This window comes from Prauserella isguenensis (genome assembly GCF_014191605.1).
GTDB classification, from domain to species: Bacteria; Actinomycetota; Actinomycetes; order Mycobacteriales; family Pseudonocardiaceae; genus Prauserella; species Prauserella isguenensis.
On the sequence record NZ_JACHWU010000002.1, the window covers coordinates 838,040 to 856,631 of the forward strand.

Annotated in this window: 17 protein-coding genes; 6 read left to right on the forward strand and 11 right to left on the reverse strand. The window is 70.3% G+C overall.

Features of this window, described 5'->3' with window-relative positions:
• Positions 1–94 precede the first annotated feature (94 nt).
• The 11 genes from era to FHS23_RS12460 form a co-directional block, all read right to left on the reverse strand.
• A complete protein-coding gene (gene era, locus FHS23_RS12410; RefSeq protein WP_183653945.1) occupies positions 95–1,018 on the reverse strand; it encodes a GTPase Era in 924 nt (307 codons plus the stop codon).
• An 86-nt stretch (positions 1,019–1,104) separates the two neighbouring features.
• Positions 1,105–1,440 (reverse strand): cytidine deaminase, encoded by a 336-nt coding sequence (locus tag FHS23_RS12415; protein ID WP_183653467.1) that lies wholly within the window; start codon positions 1,438–1,440, stop codon positions 1,105–1,107.
• Positions 1,433–2,767, reverse strand: coding sequence for a CNNM domain-containing protein (locus FHS23_RS12420; protein WP_183653470.1), 1,335 nt, complete (start codon positions 2,765–2,767; stop codon positions 1,433–1,435). Before FHS23_RS12420 ends, FHS23_RS12415 begins: the two co-directional genes overlap by 8 nt.
• Entirely contained in the window at positions 2,764–3,315 is a 552-nt protein-coding gene (ybeY, locus tag FHS23_RS12425) for an rRNA maturation RNase YbeY (protein WP_183653473.1), read from the reverse strand. The genes FHS23_RS12420 and ybeY overlap by 4 nt, the downstream gene beginning before the upstream one ends.
• Positions 3,312–4,427, reverse strand: coding sequence for a PhoH family protein (locus tag FHS23_RS12430; protein WP_183653475.1), 1,116 nt, complete (start codon positions 4,425–4,427; stop codon positions 3,312–3,314). The genes ybeY and FHS23_RS12430 overlap by 4 nt, the downstream gene beginning before the upstream one ends.
• A gap of 120 nt (positions 4,428–4,547) precedes the next feature.
• Positions 4,548–4,931: a histidine triad nucleotide-binding protein gene (locus FHS23_RS12435; RefSeq protein WP_183653478.1), complete on the reverse strand. Its 384-nt coding sequence runs from the start codon at positions 4,929–4,931 to the stop codon at positions 4,548–4,550.
• A gap of 372 nt (positions 4,932–5,303) precedes the next feature.
• Positions 5,304–6,101, reverse strand: coding sequence for a 16S rRNA (uracil(1498)-N(3))-methyltransferase (locus FHS23_RS12440; RefSeq protein WP_343053862.1), 798 nt, complete (start codon positions 6,099–6,101; stop codon positions 5,304–5,306).
• A 2-nt stretch (positions 6,102–6,103) separates the two neighbouring features.
• Positions 6,104–7,270: a molecular chaperone DnaJ gene (dnaJ, locus tag FHS23_RS12445; RefSeq protein ID WP_183653481.1), complete on the reverse strand. Its 1,167-nt coding sequence runs from the start codon at positions 7,268–7,270 to the stop codon at positions 6,104–6,106.
• 55 nt (positions 7,271–7,325) lie between these two features.
• The gene (gene hrcA / locus FHS23_RS12450; RefSeq protein WP_183653483.1) at positions 7,326–8,351 is read right to left on the reverse strand and encodes a heat-inducible transcriptional repressor HrcA; all 1,026 of its coding nucleotides are present in this window, start codon (positions 8,349–8,351) and stop codon (positions 7,326–7,328) included.
• 119 nt (positions 8,352–8,470) lie between these two features.
• Positions 8,471–9,970 carry a CoA-acylating methylmalonate-semialdehyde dehydrogenase gene (locus FHS23_RS12455; RefSeq protein WP_183653486.1) on the reverse strand — a complete coding sequence of 500 codons (1,500 nt, stop codon included), beginning with the start codon at positions 9,968–9,970 and terminating at the stop codon, positions 8,471–8,473.
• Positions 9,971–10,020: 50 nt separating this feature from the next.
• On the reverse strand, positions 10,021–11,337 hold the full coding sequence (locus FHS23_RS12460; RefSeq protein WP_183653490.1) for an aspartate aminotransferase family protein: 1,317 nt from the start codon (positions 11,335–11,337) through the stop codon (positions 10,021–10,023).
• 109 nt (positions 11,338–11,446) lie between these two features.
• On the opposite strand from FHS23_RS12460, the gene FHS23_RS12465 reads away from it, so the two are divergent.
• The 6 genes from FHS23_RS12465 (at position 11,447) to FHS23_RS12490 (ending at position 18,543) form a co-directional block, all read left to right on the forward strand.
• Positions 11,447–13,102, forward strand: coding sequence for a PucR family transcriptional regulator (locus FHS23_RS12465; RefSeq protein WP_183653493.1), 1,656 nt, complete (start codon positions 11,447–11,449; stop codon positions 13,100–13,102).
• A gap of 36 nt (positions 13,103–13,138) precedes the next feature.
• The gene (locus FHS23_RS12470) at positions 13,139–13,540 is read left to right on the forward strand and encodes an SSI family serine proteinase inhibitor (protein ID WP_183653496.1); all 402 of its coding nucleotides are present in this window, start codon (positions 13,139–13,141) and stop codon (positions 13,538–13,540) included.
• Positions 13,541–13,726: 186 nt separating this feature from the next.
• On the forward strand, positions 13,727–15,328 hold the full coding sequence (locus tag FHS23_RS12475; protein WP_183653499.1) for an NCS1 family nucleobase:cation symporter-1: 1,602 nt from the start codon (positions 13,727–13,729) through the stop codon (positions 15,326–15,328).
• Positions 15,279–16,121 carry a nitrilase-related carbon-nitrogen hydrolase gene (locus FHS23_RS12480; RefSeq protein ID WP_183653502.1) on the forward strand — a complete coding sequence of 281 codons (843 nt, stop codon included), beginning with the start codon at positions 15,279–15,281 and terminating at the stop codon, positions 16,119–16,121. The genes FHS23_RS12475 and FHS23_RS12480 overlap by 50 nt, the downstream gene beginning before the upstream one ends.
• 13 nt (positions 16,122–16,134) lie before the next feature.
• Positions 16,135–17,532: a dihydropyrimidinase gene (gene hydA / locus FHS23_RS12485; RefSeq protein WP_183653505.1), complete on the forward strand. Its 1,398-nt coding sequence runs from the start codon at positions 16,135–16,137 to the stop codon at positions 17,530–17,532.
• Between the two features lie 12 nt (positions 17,533–17,544).
• Complete coding sequence (locus tag FHS23_RS12490) at positions 17,545–18,543, forward strand: TIGR03842 family LLM class F420-dependent oxidoreductase (RefSeq protein WP_183653508.1); 999 nt, start codon at positions 17,545–17,547, stop codon at positions 18,541–18,543.
• The last annotated feature ends 49 nt before the right edge of the window (positions 18,544–18,592 follow it).

An 18,592-nucleotide genomic window follows, 5' to 3' on the forward strand; every position in this document is an offset into this window, starting at 1 on the left:
ATCCTCGCGCTCCCCGCAGGATGACGGCGGGCCGAGGCTACCCGACATCCGTCGCCGCGCGTCGGCGAATGCCCGCGGTCGGTCCCCGGACGGACTAAAAGCCCAGGCGGCCCAGTTGTTTCGGGTCGCGCTGCCACTCCTTGGCCACCTTGACGTGCAGGTCGAGGTAGACCTTCGACCCGAGCAGCGCCTCGATGTGCTTGCGGGCAGTGGCGCCGACCTGTTTGAGCCTGCTCCCCTTGTGGCCCAGCACGATGGCCTTCTGGCTCGGCCGTTCGACGAACAGGTGCGCGTAGATGTCGACCATGTCGTCGCGGCCCTCGCGCGGGATCATCTCCTCGACCGTGACGGCGATCGAATGCGGCAGTTCGTCCCGCACGTCCTCCAGCGCGGCCTCGCGGATGAGCTCGGCGACGAGCCGCTGTTCCGGTTCGTCGGTCAGGTCGCCGTCCGGGTACAGCTGCGGCCCCTCGGGCAACTGACTCACCAGCACGTCGGCGACCGTGTCGACCTGGTAGTCGCCGGTGGCCGACACCGGCACGAGGTCTGTCAGCTCCATGACCTGCTGCAGCTCGAGGAGCTGCTCGGCGACGACCTCCGGCTTGACGAGGTCGGTCTTCGTGACGATCCCGACGACGGGTGTGCGCCGCGCGACCTTGGCCAGTTCCGCCGCGATGTACTTGTCACCGGGACCGATCTTCTCGCCCGCGGGCACGCAGAACCCGATCACGTCCACTTCGGACCACGTAGCGCGCACGACGTCGTTGAGGCGCTCCCCCAGCAGCGTGCGCGGCCGGTGCAGGCCCGGAGTGTCCACAATGATCAGCTGGGCGTCGTCACGGTGCACGATCCCGCGCACGGCGTGCCGCGTGGTCTGCGGCTTGTTCGACGTGATCGCGATCTTCGTGCCGACGAGCGCGTTCGTCAGCGTCGACTTGCCCGCGTTGGGCCGCCCCACGAAACAGGCGAATCCCGACCGGTGGTCGGCGGGAGTCTCCCGCCAGCCCGTGTCCTCGATCCCGGCCGCCCGCAGCTTCGCGGCGAGGTCGTCGCCCTCCGCCTCGTCCGTGCCGCCGTCGCTGCGACCGTGGTCGCCGGACTCGGTCACCGGAGGATCTCCTGCACGTCCCCGGCGAGGTCGGCGCGCAGCACCGGAGCCTCGGCCGTCAAGTCGCGCACAGCGTGCATCGACGCCTCCACCACGAGCGGTTCCGCCGTCACCACGGCCGCCGCCTCGAGTCCCTCGGCCCCACTCGACACCGCGGCCGCGACCGCGGCCTGCATCGCCGTGAGTTTCAGTGACGGCAGGTCGACGGTCGCCGCCGCGTAGGTCCGCCCGTCGGTGTCCCGCACCGCGGCGCCCTCGGCGGCCTGGATCCGCGCCCTCGTCGAGCGGGCCAGGATGACGATCTTCTCGTCCTCCGGGTCGAGGTCAGGCATGTTCGACGCTCCTATCGCTGTCGCTCTCGTCGCTTCCGTTGGTCCGCTGCGGCCGGTCGGCGTTCTCGTCGGTGGACCGCACGACGACCGTGGTGATCCGCATCCGGCCGCGGCGGTCCTTGCCGCCCTCGGCGCGCAGTCGCAGCTCGCCGATCTCCGCTTCGGCGCCGGGCAGCGGCACACGGCCCAGGCGCTGCGCCATCAGCCCGCCGACCGTTTCGACGTCGTGGTCGGACAGGTCGACGTCGAACAGTTCGCTCAGGTCGTCGACGCCCAGCCGCGCCGACACCCGCACCGCGCCGTCGTCCAGCTCCTCCACGTCGGGGCGTTCCTCGGTGTCGGACTCGTCGGTGATGTCCCCGACGATCTCCTCGAGGACATCCTCGATCGTCAGCAGCCCGGCCGTGCCACCGTACTCGTCGACCGCGATCACCAGGTGGTGCCGGGAGACCTGCATCTCCTTGAGGAGGCTGTCGAGCCGCTTCGAATCGGGCACGAACGCGGCCGGGCTCATGACGGCCGAGACCGGCCGGGCGTTGCCGCCTTCGGACATCGCGGCCTGCACCAGGTCCTTCAGGTTCACCACGCCGACGACGTCGTCTGCCGTGTCGCCGATGACCGGCAGCCGCGTGAACCCCGTCCGCATGGACAACGCCAGTGCCTGGCGCACGGTCTTGCCCTGCTCGATCCACACGATCTCGGTGCGCGGCACCATCACCCCACGGGCGACGGTGTCACCGAGCTCGAACACCGAGTGGATCATCTCCCGCTCGTCGGTGCCCACGACGCCGCGTTCGCCTGCGAGGTCGACGAGCTCACGCAGCTCGGCCTCGGTGGTGAACGGGCCTTCGCGGAACCCCTTGCCGGGAGTGATCGCGTTACCCAGCACGATGAGCAGCCTGCTGAGTGGCCCGAGGACCTTCCCCAGCACGCGCACCGGACCGGCCACGACCAGTCCCACACGATAGGGATGCTGCCTGCCGATGGTGCGCGGACCGACCCCGACCAGCACGTAGCTGACGACCACCATGATCACGCCCGCCCCGGCGACGGCGAACCAGTCCTGCTGGAACCAGCGGATACCGACGACCGTGACGAGCACGGTGGCCGTCAGTTCGCAGGCCAGCCGGAGCAGCATGAGCAGGTTGATGTGCCTACTGCGTTCGCCGATGACGGCCACGAGCTGGCGTGCGCCGGTACGGCCCGCGCGGACCATGCCTTCGGCCCGGGCCTGCGACACCGCACTCACCGCGGAGTCGGCCGCGGCGAACACCCCGCCCAGCAGTACCAGCACGACGGCCAGCAACAGGGCCGCGGTACTGCTCACGGCGTCTCCTGGTTCGTCCCTCCGTCGAGCCCGGCCGCGCCGAGCAGACGGTCGTCGACGCTCCGCTGCGCTTCCCGGCGGGACTCCTCCAACTGCGCCGCCTGGAAGTCGGCGAGGATGCGGTTCTGCAGGCCGAACATCTCGCGTTCCTCGGCGGGCTCGGCGTGGTCGTAGCCGAGCAGGTGGAGCGTGCCGTGAACGGTCAGCAGGTGCAGCTCGTCCATCAGCGAGTGGCCCGCCTTCTTGGCCTGGTCACGCGCGAAGGCCGGGCACAGCACGATGTCGCCGAGCAGCGCGGACGTGTCGTCCGGCGCGTCGGGCCTGCGGGTGCCCTCCATCTCGTCCATGGGGAAGGCCATGACGTCGGTCGGCCCCGGCAGATCCATCCACCGCTCGTGGAGGTCCTCCATCACGTCGAGGTTCACCAGCAGTACCGACAGCTCGGCGAGCGGGCTCACCTCCATCCGGTCCAGTGCGAACCGGGCCGCCGACACGATCGACTCCTCGTCGACGCCGACCCCGGACTCGTTGGCGATTTCGATGCTCACGCGCGATCCTCGCTGTGCTTGCCGTTGCCCGCGGCCCCGTCACGGCCGCGCCCCTCGCGACCGCCGTCACCGCGCCTGCCCGCGGCGCCGGAACCGGACGTCTCGCCCGCCTCGGCGTCCTGCGTGGCCTGCCACTTCTCGTAGGCGTCCACGATGTCGCCGACGAGCTTGTGCCGGACGACATCGGTGCTGGTCAGTGTCGAGAAATGCAGGTCGTCGACGCCGTCGAGGATCTCGCGCACGATCCGCAGTCCGCTGCGCTGCCCTCCCGGCAGGTCGACCTGTGTGATGTCGCCGGTCACGACGACCTTCGACCCGAACCCGAGCCGGGTCAGGAACATCTTCATCTGCTCGGGCGTGGTGTTCTGGGCCTCGTCGAGGATCACGAACGCGTCGTTGAGCGACCGGCCGCGCATGTAGGCCAGCGGGGCGATCTCGATCGTGCCCGCCTGCGTCAGCCGGGGGATCGACTCCGGGTCCACCATGTCGTGCAGCGCGTCGTACAGCGGCCGCAGGTACGGGTCGATCTTCTCGTTGAGGGTGCCGGGCAGGTAGCCGAGCCGCTCGCCCGCTTCGACGGCCGGGCGCGTGAGGATGATGCGGTTGACCTGCTTGGCCTGCAGCGCCTGGACGGCCTTCGCCATCGCCAGGTACGTCTTGCCGGTACCGGCGGGGCCGATACCGAACACGATCGTGTGCTGGTCGATGGCCTCGACGTAGCGCTTCTGGTTCAGCGTCTTCGGACGGATCGTGCGCCCGCGCCGCGACACGATGTCCATGCTCAGGACCTCGGCCGGCGACTCCGCGTTGCCCGCCGACAACATGCCGACGGTGCGGCGCACCGCGTCCGGGCCGAGCTGCTGGCCCTTCGAGGCGAGCGTGACGAGTTCACTCAGCGCACGCTCGGCGAACGCGATCTCGGCGGGCTCGCCGGTCAGCGTGACCTCGTTGCCCCTGACGTGCACATCGGCGTCGAGCAGCTCCTCGATGACGCGCAGGTTCTCGTCGCTCGACCCGAGCAGCGCCAGGGTGGCGGCGTCAGGAATCGGGAACTTCGAGCGCGCCTGGTTGCCGCCGGTCTCGGGGGTCTGCTGCGGAACGGTTCCGGCCACGTGGCCTCTGGCCTGCCTTCTGCACTCGTCGTGCCGGTCGATAACGGATGTCTACCTGTCATGCTAACGGCCGCACCGGCTCGAAGGCTCCCGGATTCCGGGCGCCCCACGGCCGGCGGGTCAGCCCGCGTCGGGCCCGTCCCCGTAACGCCCGAAGAAGCCGAGCTGTTCCCCGCCCAGCACGTGGGCGTGCACGTGGAACACGGTCTGCCCGGCGTCGGCGCCGGTGTTGAACACGACGCGGTAGCCGCTGTCGGTGAGGCCGTCGAGTTCGGCGACCCGGTGCGCGGTCGCGATCACGTCGGCCAGCAGCGCCGGGTCGGCGGCCGCGAGCTCGCCGACGTTGCGGTAGCGCGTCTTCGGCACGACCAGCACGTGGGTGGTCGCCTGCGGGGAGATGTCACGGAACGCCAGCGTGGTGTCGGTTTCGTGGACGATCTCGGCCGGGATCTCGCGCGCGATGATCCGTTCGAACAGGGTTTCCGAGGGGTCGGGCTCAGTCATGCGGGAACTGTAGCGGGCCGGGCGCGAGGGCCGGGGCCGTCCGGAGGGCGGGAGAACGAACGCCGGGGCGGTCGGAGGGCGCGAGCACGCCCGAAACGGAACCGCGATGAGCGGCTCGTCCGAGCGGGACCTGCCCCGTGGCGTGATCCGGGTGGAGTGATCCGGTGACCGAAACACCGCGGCGCAGGTGGAACGTGGGGGACGCGCGCCACCCGCGCCGCGGCTCCGCCGGGCCGAGGGGGAGGTGCCCGGCGTGGTCTCGGCAGATCGACCGCATGCAGGCGATCCGATCGATCGTTAACCAGCGTAACTGTTTCCGCGCAAACGAGCGACCGCCGCAACCGCTCGTCGAGTGAGCGTATCGGTGAGCGGTCACCAGCGTGCGGTCAGCGCGCCGAGTGTGCCGAGTGCCACCGCGCCCGCGGTCGACGTCCGCAGCACGGTAGGGCCGAGGCGCACGCCGACGGCACCCGCGGCCGTGAGTGCCGCCAGCTCCTCGCCGGTGACGCCGCCCTCGGGGCCGACGATCAGATACAGCTCGCCGCGTTCCGGCAGCGACACCTCCTTCAGCCCCGTCTCGGCGGTGGCTTCCAGCAGGTAGGCACCGTCGGCCTCGGCCACGCGCGCGGCCAGCCCGGCCGTGTCGACCGGCTCGGGCACGTCGGGCACGCGGCCGCGCCGGGCCTGTTTCGCCGCGGACCGCGCCGCCGTGCGCCAGCGGGCGAGCGCCTTCGCACCCCGCGGGCCGTCCTCCCAACGGGCGACGCTGCGGGCGGCGCGCCACGGCAGCACCGCGTCGGCACCGGCCTCGGTCGCCAGTTCGACGGCGAGCTCGCCCCGGTCCCCTTTCGCCAGCGCCTGCACGATCGTGACCCGCAGTCGCGGCGGCGGATCCTCGCGCCTGCCGCACACCGTCACCTCGAGCGAGGGATGCCTGCCCGGAGTGACAGCGTCGACGACGCAGTCGGCGAGCCCGCCCGCGCCGTCGGACAGCATCAGCCGCTCCCCCGCACGCGTGCGGCGCACGGTCACGGCGTGCCGCGCCTCCTCGCCGTCGAGCACGGCGCGGTCCCCCGGCGGGAGCGCGTCGACCAGGAACACCGGCGGTGTCGACCCCGGCGCCGGCTCCTGCCGTCCGGTGTCACCGCCGGCGTCGCCACCGCCGGCCACGGTCACTTCTTGGCGCGCAGCTTGGAGAACAGCCCACCGCGGTGGGCGCTGCTGCCCGCGAGCTCGGGCGCCTCCTCGCCGCGCAGCTTCGCCAGCTGCCGCAGCAGGTCCGCCTGCTCCTCGTCCACCTTCGACGGGACGACGACGTCGACGTGGACGTGCAGGTCACCGCGCCCGTCGACGCGGCCGGACGAACGCAGCCGCGGCATGCCCTTGCCGGTGAGCACCAGCTCCGTCTCGGGCTGCGTGCCCGGTTCGATCTCGACGTCGACCTCGCCGTCGATGAGTGTCTCCAGCGGCACGGAAGCACCGAGGGCGGCGCTGGTCACCGGGATCCGCAGGCGGCAGTGCAGTTCGTTGCCCTGACGTTCGAAGACCTCGTTCGGCTCCTCGTCGACCTCGACGTACAGGTCACCCGCGGGGCCACCGCCCGGTCCGACCTCACCCTGACCGGACAGCCGGATTCGCATACCGTCGCCGACACCGGCCGGGATCTTCGCCGTGACGTTGCGGCGGGCGCGGACGCGACCGTCGCCGCTGCACTTGCGGCACGGGTCGGTGATCGTCTCACCGAGTCCCTGGCACGCGGGGCACGGCCGGGCCGTGACGACCTGGCCCAGGAACGAGCGCTGCACCGACTGCACCTCGCCCTGACCGCCGCACGTGTCACACGTGGCGACCGAGCCGTTCTCGCCCATGCCGGCACCGCGGCACTCGTCGCACAGCACGGCCGTGTCGACGGCGATCTCCTTGTCGATACCCGTCGCGCACTCTTCGAGCGTCAACCGCAGCCGGATCAGCGCGTCGGAACCGGGCTGGACCCGGCTGCGCGGCCCCCGTCCGCGGCCACCGCCCGCGGCCGCCCCGAAGAAGGCGTCCATGATGTCGCCGAGCCCGCCGAAGCCGCCGAACGGGTCACCGCCGCCACGGGCACCACCCGCACCGGCGCCGCCGTCCATCGGGTCACCGCCCAGGTCGACGACCTTGCGCTTCTGGGGGTCGGACAGCACCTCGTAGGCCGTCGTGACCTCGCCGAACTTCTGTTGCGCGTCCTCGGACGGGTTGACGTCGGGGTGCAACTCACGCGCGAGCTTGCGGTAGGCCCGCTTGATCTCCTGGTCGCTCGCGTCTTTCGACACGCCCAGAGTTCCGTAGTAGTCCCTCGCCACCGTTTCGACGTCCTCCTAGTACCGCACCTGTCACCCGGACGGCTGCCATTGCGGATCAGCCGCCGGCCAGGATCCGGCCCACGTAATTGGCCACCGCGCGTACCGCGGCGATCGTCCCGGGGTAGTCCATCCGTGTCGGACCGACCACGCCCATGCCACCCAGCAACAGATCGTCGGACCCGTACCCGATCGACACGACCGACGTGCTCCGCATCTGCGCGTCCTCATTCTCCTCACCGATGCGCACCGTGACCGAACCGGGGTTGCGGGCGGCCGCGAGCAGCTTCAGCACGACGACCTGTTCCTCGAGCGCTTCGAGCACCTCGCGCAGCGAGTCGGGAAAGTCCGCGACACTGTTGGTCAGGTTCGCCGTCCCACCGAGCACGAGGCGGTCTTCGGGGTCCTCGACCAGGGATTCCACCAGCGTCGTCGCCACCCTGGTCATCACGTCGCGCAGCTCCGCCGGGCCCTGCTCGGGCAGGTCCGACACCTTCGCCGCCGCGTCCGCCAGTTTACGTCCCGCCAGTGCGTTGTTGAGCTGGTCACGCAGCATGGCCACGGATTCCTCGCCGAGGACATCGCCGAGGTCGACGTTGCGCTGGTCGACCCGCCCGGTGTCGGTGATCAGCACGAGCATCAGCCGCGCCGACGTGAGCGGCACGACCTCGACGTGCCGCACGGTCGAGTTGGTCAACGTCGGGTACTGGACGACGGCGACCTGCCGCGTGAGCTGGGCCAGCAGCCGCACCGACCGGCGCAGCACGTCGTCCAGGTCACTCGCGCCGTCCAGGAACCGGTGGATGGCCCTGCGCTCGGCGGTGGAGAGCGGTTTGATCTCCGAGAGCCGGTCCACGAACAGCCGGTACCCCTTGTCGGTGGGGATCCGGCCCGCACTCGTGTGCGGCTGGGTGATGTACCCGTCTTCCTCCAGCGCGGCCATGTCGTTGCGCACCGTGGCGCTGGACACGCTGAGATTGTGCCGGTCGACCAGAGCTTTGGAACCGACCGGCTCCTGCTCGGAGACGTAGTCGGCGACGATCGCGCGCAACACCTCGAACCGCCGCTCGTCCGCGCTGGCCACCGAGCACCTCCTCGCCCGTCGGGGAACCGGTTCGCTCCGGTGTCGCCGGCGGTTCACCCGCCGACGACACCGGAGCCTCTCATCCCTCCGAGTTTACGGTGCCCGAGCCGCCGAGCGGATCACGTGTTGCCGGGGAATCGCAGGTTGACACCGCCCGCCGCGGCGGTCGACGGGGACGGCCAGCGTGTGGTGACGACCTTACGGCGGGTGAAGAAGTGGAAGCCCTCGGGGCCGTAGGCGTGGCTGTCGCCGAACAGCGAGTCCTTCCAGCCGCCGAAGCTGTAGTAGCCGACCGGCACCGGGATGGGCACGTTGACGCCGACCATGCCGACCTCGACATCGCGTGTGAACCGCCGGGCGGCCGCGCCGTCGCCGGTGAACACGGCGGTGCCGTTGCCGTAGTGACCGGCGTTGATCAACTCCAGGGCCGCGTCGAGCGACTCCACCCGCACCACCGACAGCACCGGCCCGAAGATCTCGTCGGTGTAGATCGACATCTCCGGCCGGACGTGGTCGAACAGGGTCGGCCCGAGCCAGAACCCGTCGCCGTCGATGCCGGGCTCGCGTCCGTCGACGGCCAGCGTGGCGCCCGCCTCGGCGCCCGCATCGATATAGGACGCGACCCGTTCCCGGTGCGCGGCGGTGACCAGCGGCCCCATCTCCGAGTCCGGCTCCCTGCCGTCCCCGACCCGCAGGCTGCGCATCCGATCGGTGATCTTCGCCACGAGCTCGTCGCCGATCGGGTCGACCGCGACGAGCACCGAAACGGCCATGCACCGCTCCCCCGCCGAGCCGAAGCCCGCCGACACCGCCGCGTCGGCCGCGCCGTCGAGATCGGCGTCGGGCAACACGGCCATGTGGTTCTTCGCACCACCGAGAGCCTGGCACCGTTTGCCCGCGGCGGTCGCCGTCTCGTAGACGTACCGCGCGATGGGCGTGGAGCCGACGAACGAGACGGCTTCCACGTCGGGGTGTTCGAGCACCGCGTCGACCGCGACCTTGTCGCCGTGGACGACGTTCAGCACGCCGTCGGGCAGCCCCGCCTCGGCGAGCAGTTCCGCGATGAGCAGCGACGCCGACGGGTCCTTCTCGCTGGGCTTGAGGACGACGGTGTTGCCGCAGGCGATCGCGCCCGGCACGAACCACAGCGGCACCATCGCCGGGAAGTTGAACGGCGAGATCACACCCACGACCCCGAGCGGCTGGGGTGTCGAATGCACGTCGACACCCGTCGAGGCGTTCTCGCTGAACTCGCCCTTCAGCAACTGCGGCGCGCTGCAGGCGTACTCGACGTTCTCCAGGCCGCGGGCGACCTCGCCCGCGGCGTCCGAGACGACCTTGCCGTGCTCGGCGGTGATCAGCCGGGCGAGGTCGTCCTGCCGCTGCGCGAGCAACTCACGGAACCGGAACAGCACCCGCGACCGGCCCGCGAGCGAGGTGTCCCGCCACGCCGGGAAGGCCGCGGCGGCGGCGCGCACGGCCTCGTCGACCTCAGCGGGTCCCGCGAAGTCCACGTGGGCCTGCACCGTGCCGGTCGCCGGGTCGAACACCTCCCCGGTGCGCTCGGCGGTTCCGGTCCACGGCTTGCCCGCGATCCGGTGGGTGATGTGCTCGGTCACGGTGTACTCCTCGGCGTTCGTCGAGTGCGGTGTTTTCGTGTCGAGTGCGGTCACGCGGCGGCGATCGATTCGCCGAGGATGCCGAGCGCCTCGGTGGTCTCCTCGTCGGTGAGCGTCATGGGCGGGGCGAGGCGCAGCACGTTGCCGTGCAGGCCGCCCTTGCCGATGAGCAGGCCGCGCGCCTTGGTCTCCTCCAGGACTCGGCCCGCCGCGGCGGGGTCGGGCTCCTCGCCGCCGGGCCGCACCAGTTCGACCCCGATCATGAGGCCCTTGCCCCGGACGTCGCCGACCAGGTCGTGACGGCCCTGGATCTCCCGGAGGCCCGCCATGAGCGTGGCGCCCTGTTTGGCGGCGTTGCCCTGCAGGTCGTGGTCGAGCACGTAGTCGAGGGTCGCCTGCGCGCCGGCGGTGGCCACGGGGTTGCCGCCGAACGTCGAGATGGAGTTCGCACCGAGGCAGTCCATGATGTCGCCCCGTGCGACGACGCCGCCGATGGCGAGGCCGTTGCCCAGGCCCTTGGCGAAGGTCATGACGTCGGGCGTGACGCCGTGCGCGTCGATACCCCAGAAGTGTTCGCCCGTACGGCCCCAGCCGGTCTGCACCTCGTCGGAGATCAGCAGGATGCCGTGCTCGTCGAGCACGTCCTTGAACGCGCCGAACATCCCGTCGGGCGGCGTGGAGAACCCGCCGACGCCCTGGATGGGCTCGGCGATGAGTGCGGCCACGTCACCGGAGGTGGTGGTGCGCAGTACGTCGCGCAGGTCGTCGGTGCAGGCACGGATGTAGCCGGCGTCGTCGAGGCCGGCGAACGGGCCGCGATACCGGTATCCGCCGTGCACGTAGCTGACCTTCACCGGGGACAGCGAGCTGGCCGACCAGCCGCGGTTTCCGGTGATGCCGACCGTGCCGAACGCCCTGCCGTGGTACGAGTTCCGCAGCGCCAGGATCTGGTTGCTGCGGCGGTACTGCGTGGCGAGCATGAGCGCGGTCTCGTTGGCCTCGGTCCCCGAATTGGTGAAGAACACCTTCGCGTCCGGGATGCCGGAGAGCTCGGCGATCCGCTCGGCGAGCTCGACCTGCTTGCGGATCAGGTACAGGGTCGAGGTGTGCAGCACGCCCGTGTCGAGCTGCCGCCGCACCGCATCGGAGATCTCGGCGACGTCGTAGCCGATCGCGTTGGTGAGAATGCCGGCGAAGAAGTCGAGGTAGGTCCGGCCGTCGCCGTCGGTGACCCGCCTGCCGTCCGCGCTCGCGATCTCGATCGGCTCGTCGTAGTAGAGGGACATCCAGCTCGGCAGCACGGCGCGGTGTCGTTCCAGCAGGGGGCGCTCGGGCTGGTGGCTCTGCGGCACGTCCGGTTCCGTCATGGCTTCGAGTTTCGGGGCGCCACGGGCACCGGGGCCACACACAATCTGTACGGACTCCCCGCGCGGCCCGTACAGTCTGCCGTTCCGGCAGGTCCCTCGTGGAGGTGCCATGTATCCGACGGTCGGCGACGTACTCGCACTGCCCGTGATGCGACAGGGCGGTCCCCACGTCGTGGCGGGCGCCGACGGTCTCGACGCTCCGGTGCGGTGGGTCCACGTCGCCGAGATCGCCGAGATCGCTCCGCTGCTGAAGGGCGGCGAACTGGTGCTCACCACCGGGGTCGCGCTGCCGGACGACGACGCCGCGCTGGCCCGCTACGTCGACGACCTGGCCGCCGTGGGCGTGGTGGGTGTGGTCGTCGAACTCGTGCGGCACTGGCACGACCGGCTGCCCCAGGCACTGGTCACCGCGGCGGACAAGCATCGGTTGCCGCTGGTGACGCTCTCGCGGGAGACCCGGTACGTGACGGTGACCGAGGCGGTCAACGGGCTCATCGTCGACGCCCAGGTGGACGAACTGCGCGCGGCGGCACAGGTGCACGAGACGTTCACGGAGCTGACCGTCGCAGGTGCGGAACCGCACGTGGTGCTGCGCGAGGTGGCGCGGCTGACCGGGCACGCCGTCGTGCTGGAGACACTCGCCTACGAGGTGCTGGCCTACGACGCCGCGGGCACCGACCCGGCCGAACTGCTGGCCGACTGGCAGGCCCGGTCCCGGCGGGTGCGGACCGGCGAGCGCACGGGCTACGACCGCGCCTCGGGCAGGCTGGTGGCCGTCGTCGGGGCGCGGGGACGCGACTGGGGACGGCTGGTGCTGCTGTGCGGGCAGCAGCCGCCGCACCGGCACGTCGTGGTGGCCGAACGTGCGGCGTCGGCGCTCGCGGTCCATCACCTGCTGGCGGCCGGAGGCGACAGCCTGGAGCGGCAGGCCCATCGCGACGTGCTCCGGCAGCTGCTCGCCGCACCGTCGACGGTCACGCCGCTGGCCGAGCTGGTCGCACGCGCCGAGGCGTTGCACGTACCGCTGGCGGGCCACCGGCTGATCGGCGCCGCGATCCGGCCCCGGCTGTCGGACCTTCCCGGCCCGCCGACGGCCGCCTCCACGGGGCCACTGCTGCGGGATCTCGCCGAGGCCACGGCCCTCGCGACCCGCCGTGCCCGGGCCGCCGCGCTGGTCGCCGACCTCGACGGCGTCGGCGTGCACGTGCTGCTGGCCCTGTCGCCACGGGCGGACACCGACGCGGTGCTGCGCCGCCTCGCCGCTGAGGTACGGCAGGCGAAGCAGGCGGTACCGCTCGTGTTGGCCGTCGGCACCGCGGTGGAGACGCCCGCCGACGCGGGCCGCAGTCTCGCCGAGGCGGGGCACGTCGCCTCGGCCGCACTGCACCGTGACGAGCGGCCGCCCGCCGGCTACCACCGGCTCGACGACGTGCGGCTGCACGGCCTGCTGCACCTGCTGTCGGACGACGACCGGCTCGCCGCGTTCGCCCGGCGCGAGCTCGGTCCCCTGTTGACCAAGGACGCCGCGTCCGGGAGCCGCCTCGTGGAGGCACTGCGTCGGTTCTGCGACCACGGCGGCAACAAGTCGGCGGCCGCCGCGGCGTCCCACACCTCACGCACGGCGTACTACCAGCAGCTGGCGCGGATCGAGCAGGCGCTCGACGTCTCGCTCGAGGACCCGGGGTCACTCGTCTCGTTGCACGTGGCCCTCCTGATCCACGACGTACTGGCCCTATCGGGGGACAACGACCACTCGACGGGGTAACACAGTCGGGCAGGCGGACCTGCCGATAGTCAGGACATGCGTACGTTCAGCGCCCGCTTGTCCCGGACCGTCACGGCCGCCGCGTGCACGCTCGCCGTGCTCGTCCTGGGCGGTCAGGCGGCCGCCGCGCCGCCGGAATCGTCCCTGGCCCTGTCATTGCGGCACAGCGACGGCACGGTCGCCTTGACACAGCTGCTGTGCGACCCGGCAGGCGGCTCGCACCCCACGAGCGCCCAGGCCTGCGCGGCACTGGCCGACGCGGGCGGCGAGCCCGCGGCCCTCGACTCCACCCGGCCCGGCACCGCCTGCCCCATGATCCACGCACCCGTGCGCGCGTCGGCACACGGACACTGGAAGGGCAAGCCGGTGCACTTCACGACGACGTACAACAACGGTTGCCTCGCCGACGTCGAATCCGGCGGCGTGTTCGGGTTCTGATCGCGGCGGTGCCCACCCACCGCCAGCCGTGACGATCGGACCCGATATTCTGTTTCAGTACGGTTTCGTACGTGGTATCGGGCGCGTTTCCGCGCATCGCGCAATCGACATTCTGTTGCCGCGATCACACATCTTTGAACACTCTGCCAATCCCGGCGGCTGCGCCGCGGCGCGCACGATGCGCCAATGGCGTCGACGACCGCACAACTCCGCCACCCTGACGGCCGGGTGGAACTACGCGATCCGTCGTCACTTCACGGAAGCCGGTTCTTCAACGACGAACTAGCCCCGGTACCCGTCGAGCGACGAACCTGGACCACGTACAACTACTTCGCACTGTGGAACGGAATGGCCTTCAACCTTCCGTCCTATCTGCTCGCGTCCGGCCTGATCGCCATCGGCATGAACTGGGTGCAGGCCTTCATGACGATCGCGATCGGTAACGTGATCGTTCTCCTGCCGATGCTGCTCAACAGCCACGCGGGAACCAAGTACGGCATTCCGTTCCCCGTTTTCGCTCGCGCGTTTTTCGGTGTCCGCGGTGCCAATCTGGCCGCGCTGCTGCGCGGGCTCGTGGCCTGTGGCTGGTTCGGCATTCAGACCTGGGTCGGCGGCCAGGCCGTCTTCGTCATCCTCGGGAAACTGCTCGGCGACAGCTGGACGGGCGCGGCCGAGTTCTACGACCAGCCGTGGACCCTGTGGCTGTGCTTCGCGGCGTTCTGGGCGCTGCAGATGGCCATCATCTGGCGCGGCATGGAGGCCATCAAGCGGCTCGAGAGCTGGGCCGCACCGCTGGTCACCGTGGGTTTCGTGATCCTGCTGATCTGGATCCTCGTCAAGGCCGGCGGCTTCGGCCCGATCTTCTCGCAGGAGTCGCGACTGGGTTGGGGCACGGAGTTCTGGTCGGTGTTCGCACCGTCGCTGACCGGCATGATCGCGTTCTGGGCGACCCTGTCGCTGAACATGCCGGACTTCACGCGGTTCGGTCAGGGACAGCGCAAACAGGCCTGGGGCCAGGTGCTCGGACTGCCGACGACCATGTCGTTCATCGCGATCATGTCGATCATGATCACCTCCGGCGGCATGGTGGTCTACGGCGAGGCCATCTGGGACCCGGTCGAGCTGGCCGGCCGCTTCGACTCGCCCGTCGTCGTGATCACCGCGCTGCTCGGCATCGTGCTCGCCACCATCACCACCAACCTCGCGGCGAACACGGTCAGCCCGTCCTACGATTTCTCCAACGCGTTCCCGCGCCGCATCAGCTTCCGCGTGGGCGGGCTGATCACCGGCGTTATCGGCATCGTGATCCAGCCGTGGCGGCTCATCTCCGATCCGAGTATCTACATCTACGCGTGGCTGGGTTTCTACGGCGGTGTGCTCGCGACCATCGCCGGTGTGCTTGCCGCGGGGTACTGGGTCCAGGCCCGCCGAACGCTCTCGCTGACCGACCTGTTCGCCGACGGGACCGGGCGCTACTGGTTCACGCGTGGCTGGAACTGGCGTGCACTCGTGGCCACGATCGTCGGTGCGGTGTTCGCCGTCGGCGGTGCGTACTCCGCCCCGGGCGAGGGCCCGTTCCCCGCCGACGGCCTCATCCCGATTCTGCAACCCCTGTACGACTACAGCTGGGTCGTCGGCCTCGTCGCCGCGTTCCTGGCATTCCTCGCCCTCTCGCTGCCCGGTCGCAGCGGGTCGGAAAACCCCAAGTCGCACAACCCGATTCCGGAGGAGGAGACAGGTGAACGAAGTGGTGAGGGCCGCCCTGGTCCAGCAGCGGTGGACCGGTGACAAGGATTCGATGATCCAGACGTCCGTCGACGCCATCGCCTCGGCGGCCTCGCAGGGCGCGCAGGTCGTGTGTCTGCAGGAGCTGTTCTACGGTCCCTATTTCTGTCAGGTGCAGGACACCGAGTACTACTCCTACACCGAGGCCGTTCCGGACGGCCCGACGACCCGGCTCATGCAGGAGGTCGCCGAGCGGCACGGCATCGTCGTCGTCGCACCGCTGTACGAGCAGGAACAGCCGGGCCTGCTGTACAACACGGCCGCGGTGATCGACGCCGACGGCACCTATCTGGGCAAGTACCGCAAGAACCACATCCCGCAGGTGAAGGGATTCTGGGAGAAGTTCTACTTCCGGCCCGGCAACACCGGCTACCCCGTCTTCGACACGGCGGTCGGCCGGATCGGCGTCTACATCTGCTACGACCGGCACTTCCCCGAGGGCTGGCGGGCACTGGGCCTGGCCGGCGCGAAGATCGTGTTCAACCCGTCGGCCACGAGCCGCGGCCTGTCGCAGTACCTCTGGCACCTCGAACAGCCCGCCGCGGCCGTGGCCAACGAGTACTACGTCGGCGCGATCAACCGGGTCGGCGTGGAACCACTGGGCGACAACGACTTCTACGGCCAGACCTACTTCGCCGACCCGCGGGGGCAGCTGGTCGGGGACGCGGCGTCGGACACCGACGACGAGGTCGTCGTGCGGGACCTGGACATGGGCAAGCTCGCCGAGGTGCGGGATCTGTGGGCGTTCTACCGCGACCGCAGGCCCGACTCGTACGACTCGCTGGTGAAACCCTGAGGAGGCCGATCCGATGCGCACTCTGATCAAGAACGGCACCGTGCTCAGCACCACCGGGGCCGTGACCGCCGACGTGCTCGTCGACGGCGAGACGATCGCCGCCGTGACCGCCCCCGGCATGCTGGCCGAGCAGAACGTCGTGTTCGACACCGAGTTCGACGTCACGGGCAAGTACGTCATGCCCGGCGGGATCGACGCCCACACGCACATGGAGATGCCGTTCGGCGGCACGTTCTCGGCCGACACGTTCGAAACGGGAACCCGGGCCGCTGCCTGGGGCGGCACCACGACGATCATCGACTTCGCCGTACAGCCCAAGGGGAACTCGCTCTTGTCCACGCTGGACACCTGGCATGAGAAGGCCGACGGCGACTGCGCCGTCGACTACGGCTTCCACATGATCGTCTCCGACGTCAACGACGCCACGCTCAAGGAGATGGAGTCTTGCGTGGCCGCGGGCGTGAGCAGCTTCAAGATGTTCATGGCCTATCCCGGCGTCTTCTACTCCACCGACGGGGAGATCCTGCGCGCGATGAACAAGGCCGCCGACATCGGCGGCACCATCGCGATGCACGCCGAGAACGGCATCGCGATCGACGAGCTCGTCGCACAGGCGCTGGCCCAGGGCCGGAGCGAGCCGTACCAGCACGGTGTCACCCGCCCGCCGGAGCTGGAGGGGGAGGCGACGTCACGCGCGATCACCCTGGCCGGGGTCACCGGTGCGCCGCTCTACATCGTGCACCTCTCGGCCGCACAGGCGTTGTCGGCCGTGGCCGAGGCACGCGACGAAGGACAGAACGTCTTCGCCGAGACGTGCCCGCAGTACCTGTATCTGTCCATCGAGGACCTCGGCAAGCCGGACTTCGAGGGCTCGAAGTACGTGGCCTCTCCACCGTTGCGCGAGAAGCACCACCAGCCCGATCTGTGGCGGGGCCTGCGCACCAACGACCTCTCGGTGGTCTCCACCGACCACTGCCCGTTCTGCTTCAAGGACCAGAAAGAACTCGGCCGCGGCGACTTCACCAAGATCCCCAACGGCATGCCCGGCGTGGAACACCGGATCGACCTGCTGCACCAGGGCGTGGTGGCCGGCGAGATCTCCCTCGCCCGCTGGGTCGAGGCCTGCTCGACGACGCCTGCGCGCATGTTCGGGTTGTACCCCCGCAAGGGTGTGATCGCCCCGGGTGCCGACGCCGACATCGTCATCTACGACCCCGCGGCCGAGCACACGATCTCAGCCGAGACGCATCACATGAACGTCGACTACTCCGCGTACGAGGGCATGACGGTCACCGGCCGGTGCGAGACCGTGCTCTCCCGCGGCAGCGTCGTCGTCGATCGCGGCACCTACCACGGCCGCGCCGGTCACGGCCGGTTCCTCGAACGTGACCTGTGCCAGTACCTGAACTGAGAGGAGCCGGGTGTGGAGTTCGGAGTGGTACTGCAGACCGACCCGCCCGCGCGGGACATCGTGCGGCTGGCGAGCCTGGCCGAGGACGAGGGCTTCCGTTACGGGTGGACGTTCGACTCGGTGGTGCTGTGGCAGGAACCGTTCGTCATCTATTCGCAGATCCTGGCCGCGACGTCGTCGATGACGGTGGGGCCGATGGTGACCAGCCCGGGCACGCGGGACTGGTCGGTCATGGCCTCGCTCTTCGCGACACTCAACGAGATGTACGGCAACCGGACGGTGTGCGGCATCGGACGTGGGGATTCGGCCCACCGCGTCATCGGCAAACCTCCGTCCACATTGGCCACGCTGCGGGACTGCATGGCCACCGTGAAGGATCTGGCCGAGGGCCGGGAGACGACCCTGCACGACACCGCGGTGCGCATGCCGTGGGTGTCGGGCGGCAGGCTCGAGATGTGGATGGCCGGGTACGGGCCGAAGGCGCTGCAGACCGTCGGGCAGCACGCCGACGGCTTCATCCTGCAATGCGCCGACCCGGCCATCGCGCGGTGGACGATCGGCGCCGTACGCGACGCGGCGAGCGCCGCGGGCCGTGACCCGGAGGGCATCACGATCTGTGTCGCGGCCCCCGCGTACGTCGGCGACAACGTGGCGCATCAGCGGGAGCAGCTGCGTTGGTTCGGCGGCATGGTCGGCAACCACGTCGCCGACCTCGTCGCCCGCTACGGCGACTCCGGTCCCGTTCCGCACGAGCTGACCGACTACATCGCGGCGCGGGAGGGTTACGACTACGCCCACCACGGCCGCGCGGGCAACCCGTCGACGGATTTCGTCCCCGACGAGATCGTCGACCGGTTCTGCCTGACCGGCCCCGCCGAGGCCCACGTGCAGCGGCTGGAGGAACTCGCCGAGCTGGGCGTCGACCAGTTCGCCGTCTACCTCATGCACGACCGGAGGGAGGAGACGCTGCGGTCCTACGGCCGCGACGTCATCGCCAAGCTCGCGTCGTGATCCCCGGGAGGGTGCCGGGTCGTTCCGGTGGCGGATGTGCCGCCGCCGG

Coding starts and splice junctions, on each gene's coding strand:
- FHS23_RS12435 (WP_183653478.1), bottom strand. CDS start 4,931: ATGACTGAGCCCGACCCCTCGGAAACCCTGTTCGAACGGATCATCGCG.
- FHS23_RS12470 (WP_183653496.1), top strand. CDS start 13,139: ATGCGTACGTTCAGCGCCCGCTTGTCCCGGACCGTCACGGCCGCCGCG.
- hydA (WP_183653505.1), top strand. CDS start 16,135: ATGCGCACTCTGATCAAGAACGGCACCGTGCTCAGCACCACCGGGGCC.
- FHS23_RS12475 (WP_183653499.1), top strand. CDS start 13,727: ATGGCGTCGACGACCGCACAACTCCGCCACCCTGACGGCCGGGTGGAA.
- FHS23_RS12465 (WP_183653493.1), top strand. CDS start 11,447: ATGTATCCGACGGTCGGCGACGTACTCGCACTGCCCGTGATGCGACAG.
- FHS23_RS12460 (WP_183653490.1), bottom strand. CDS start 11,337: ATGACGGAACCGGACGTGCCGCAGAGCCACCAGCCCGAGCGCCCCCTG.
- FHS23_RS12415 (WP_183653467.1), bottom strand. CDS start 1,440: ATGCCTGACCTCGACCCGGAGGACGAGAAGATCGTCATCCTGGCCCGC.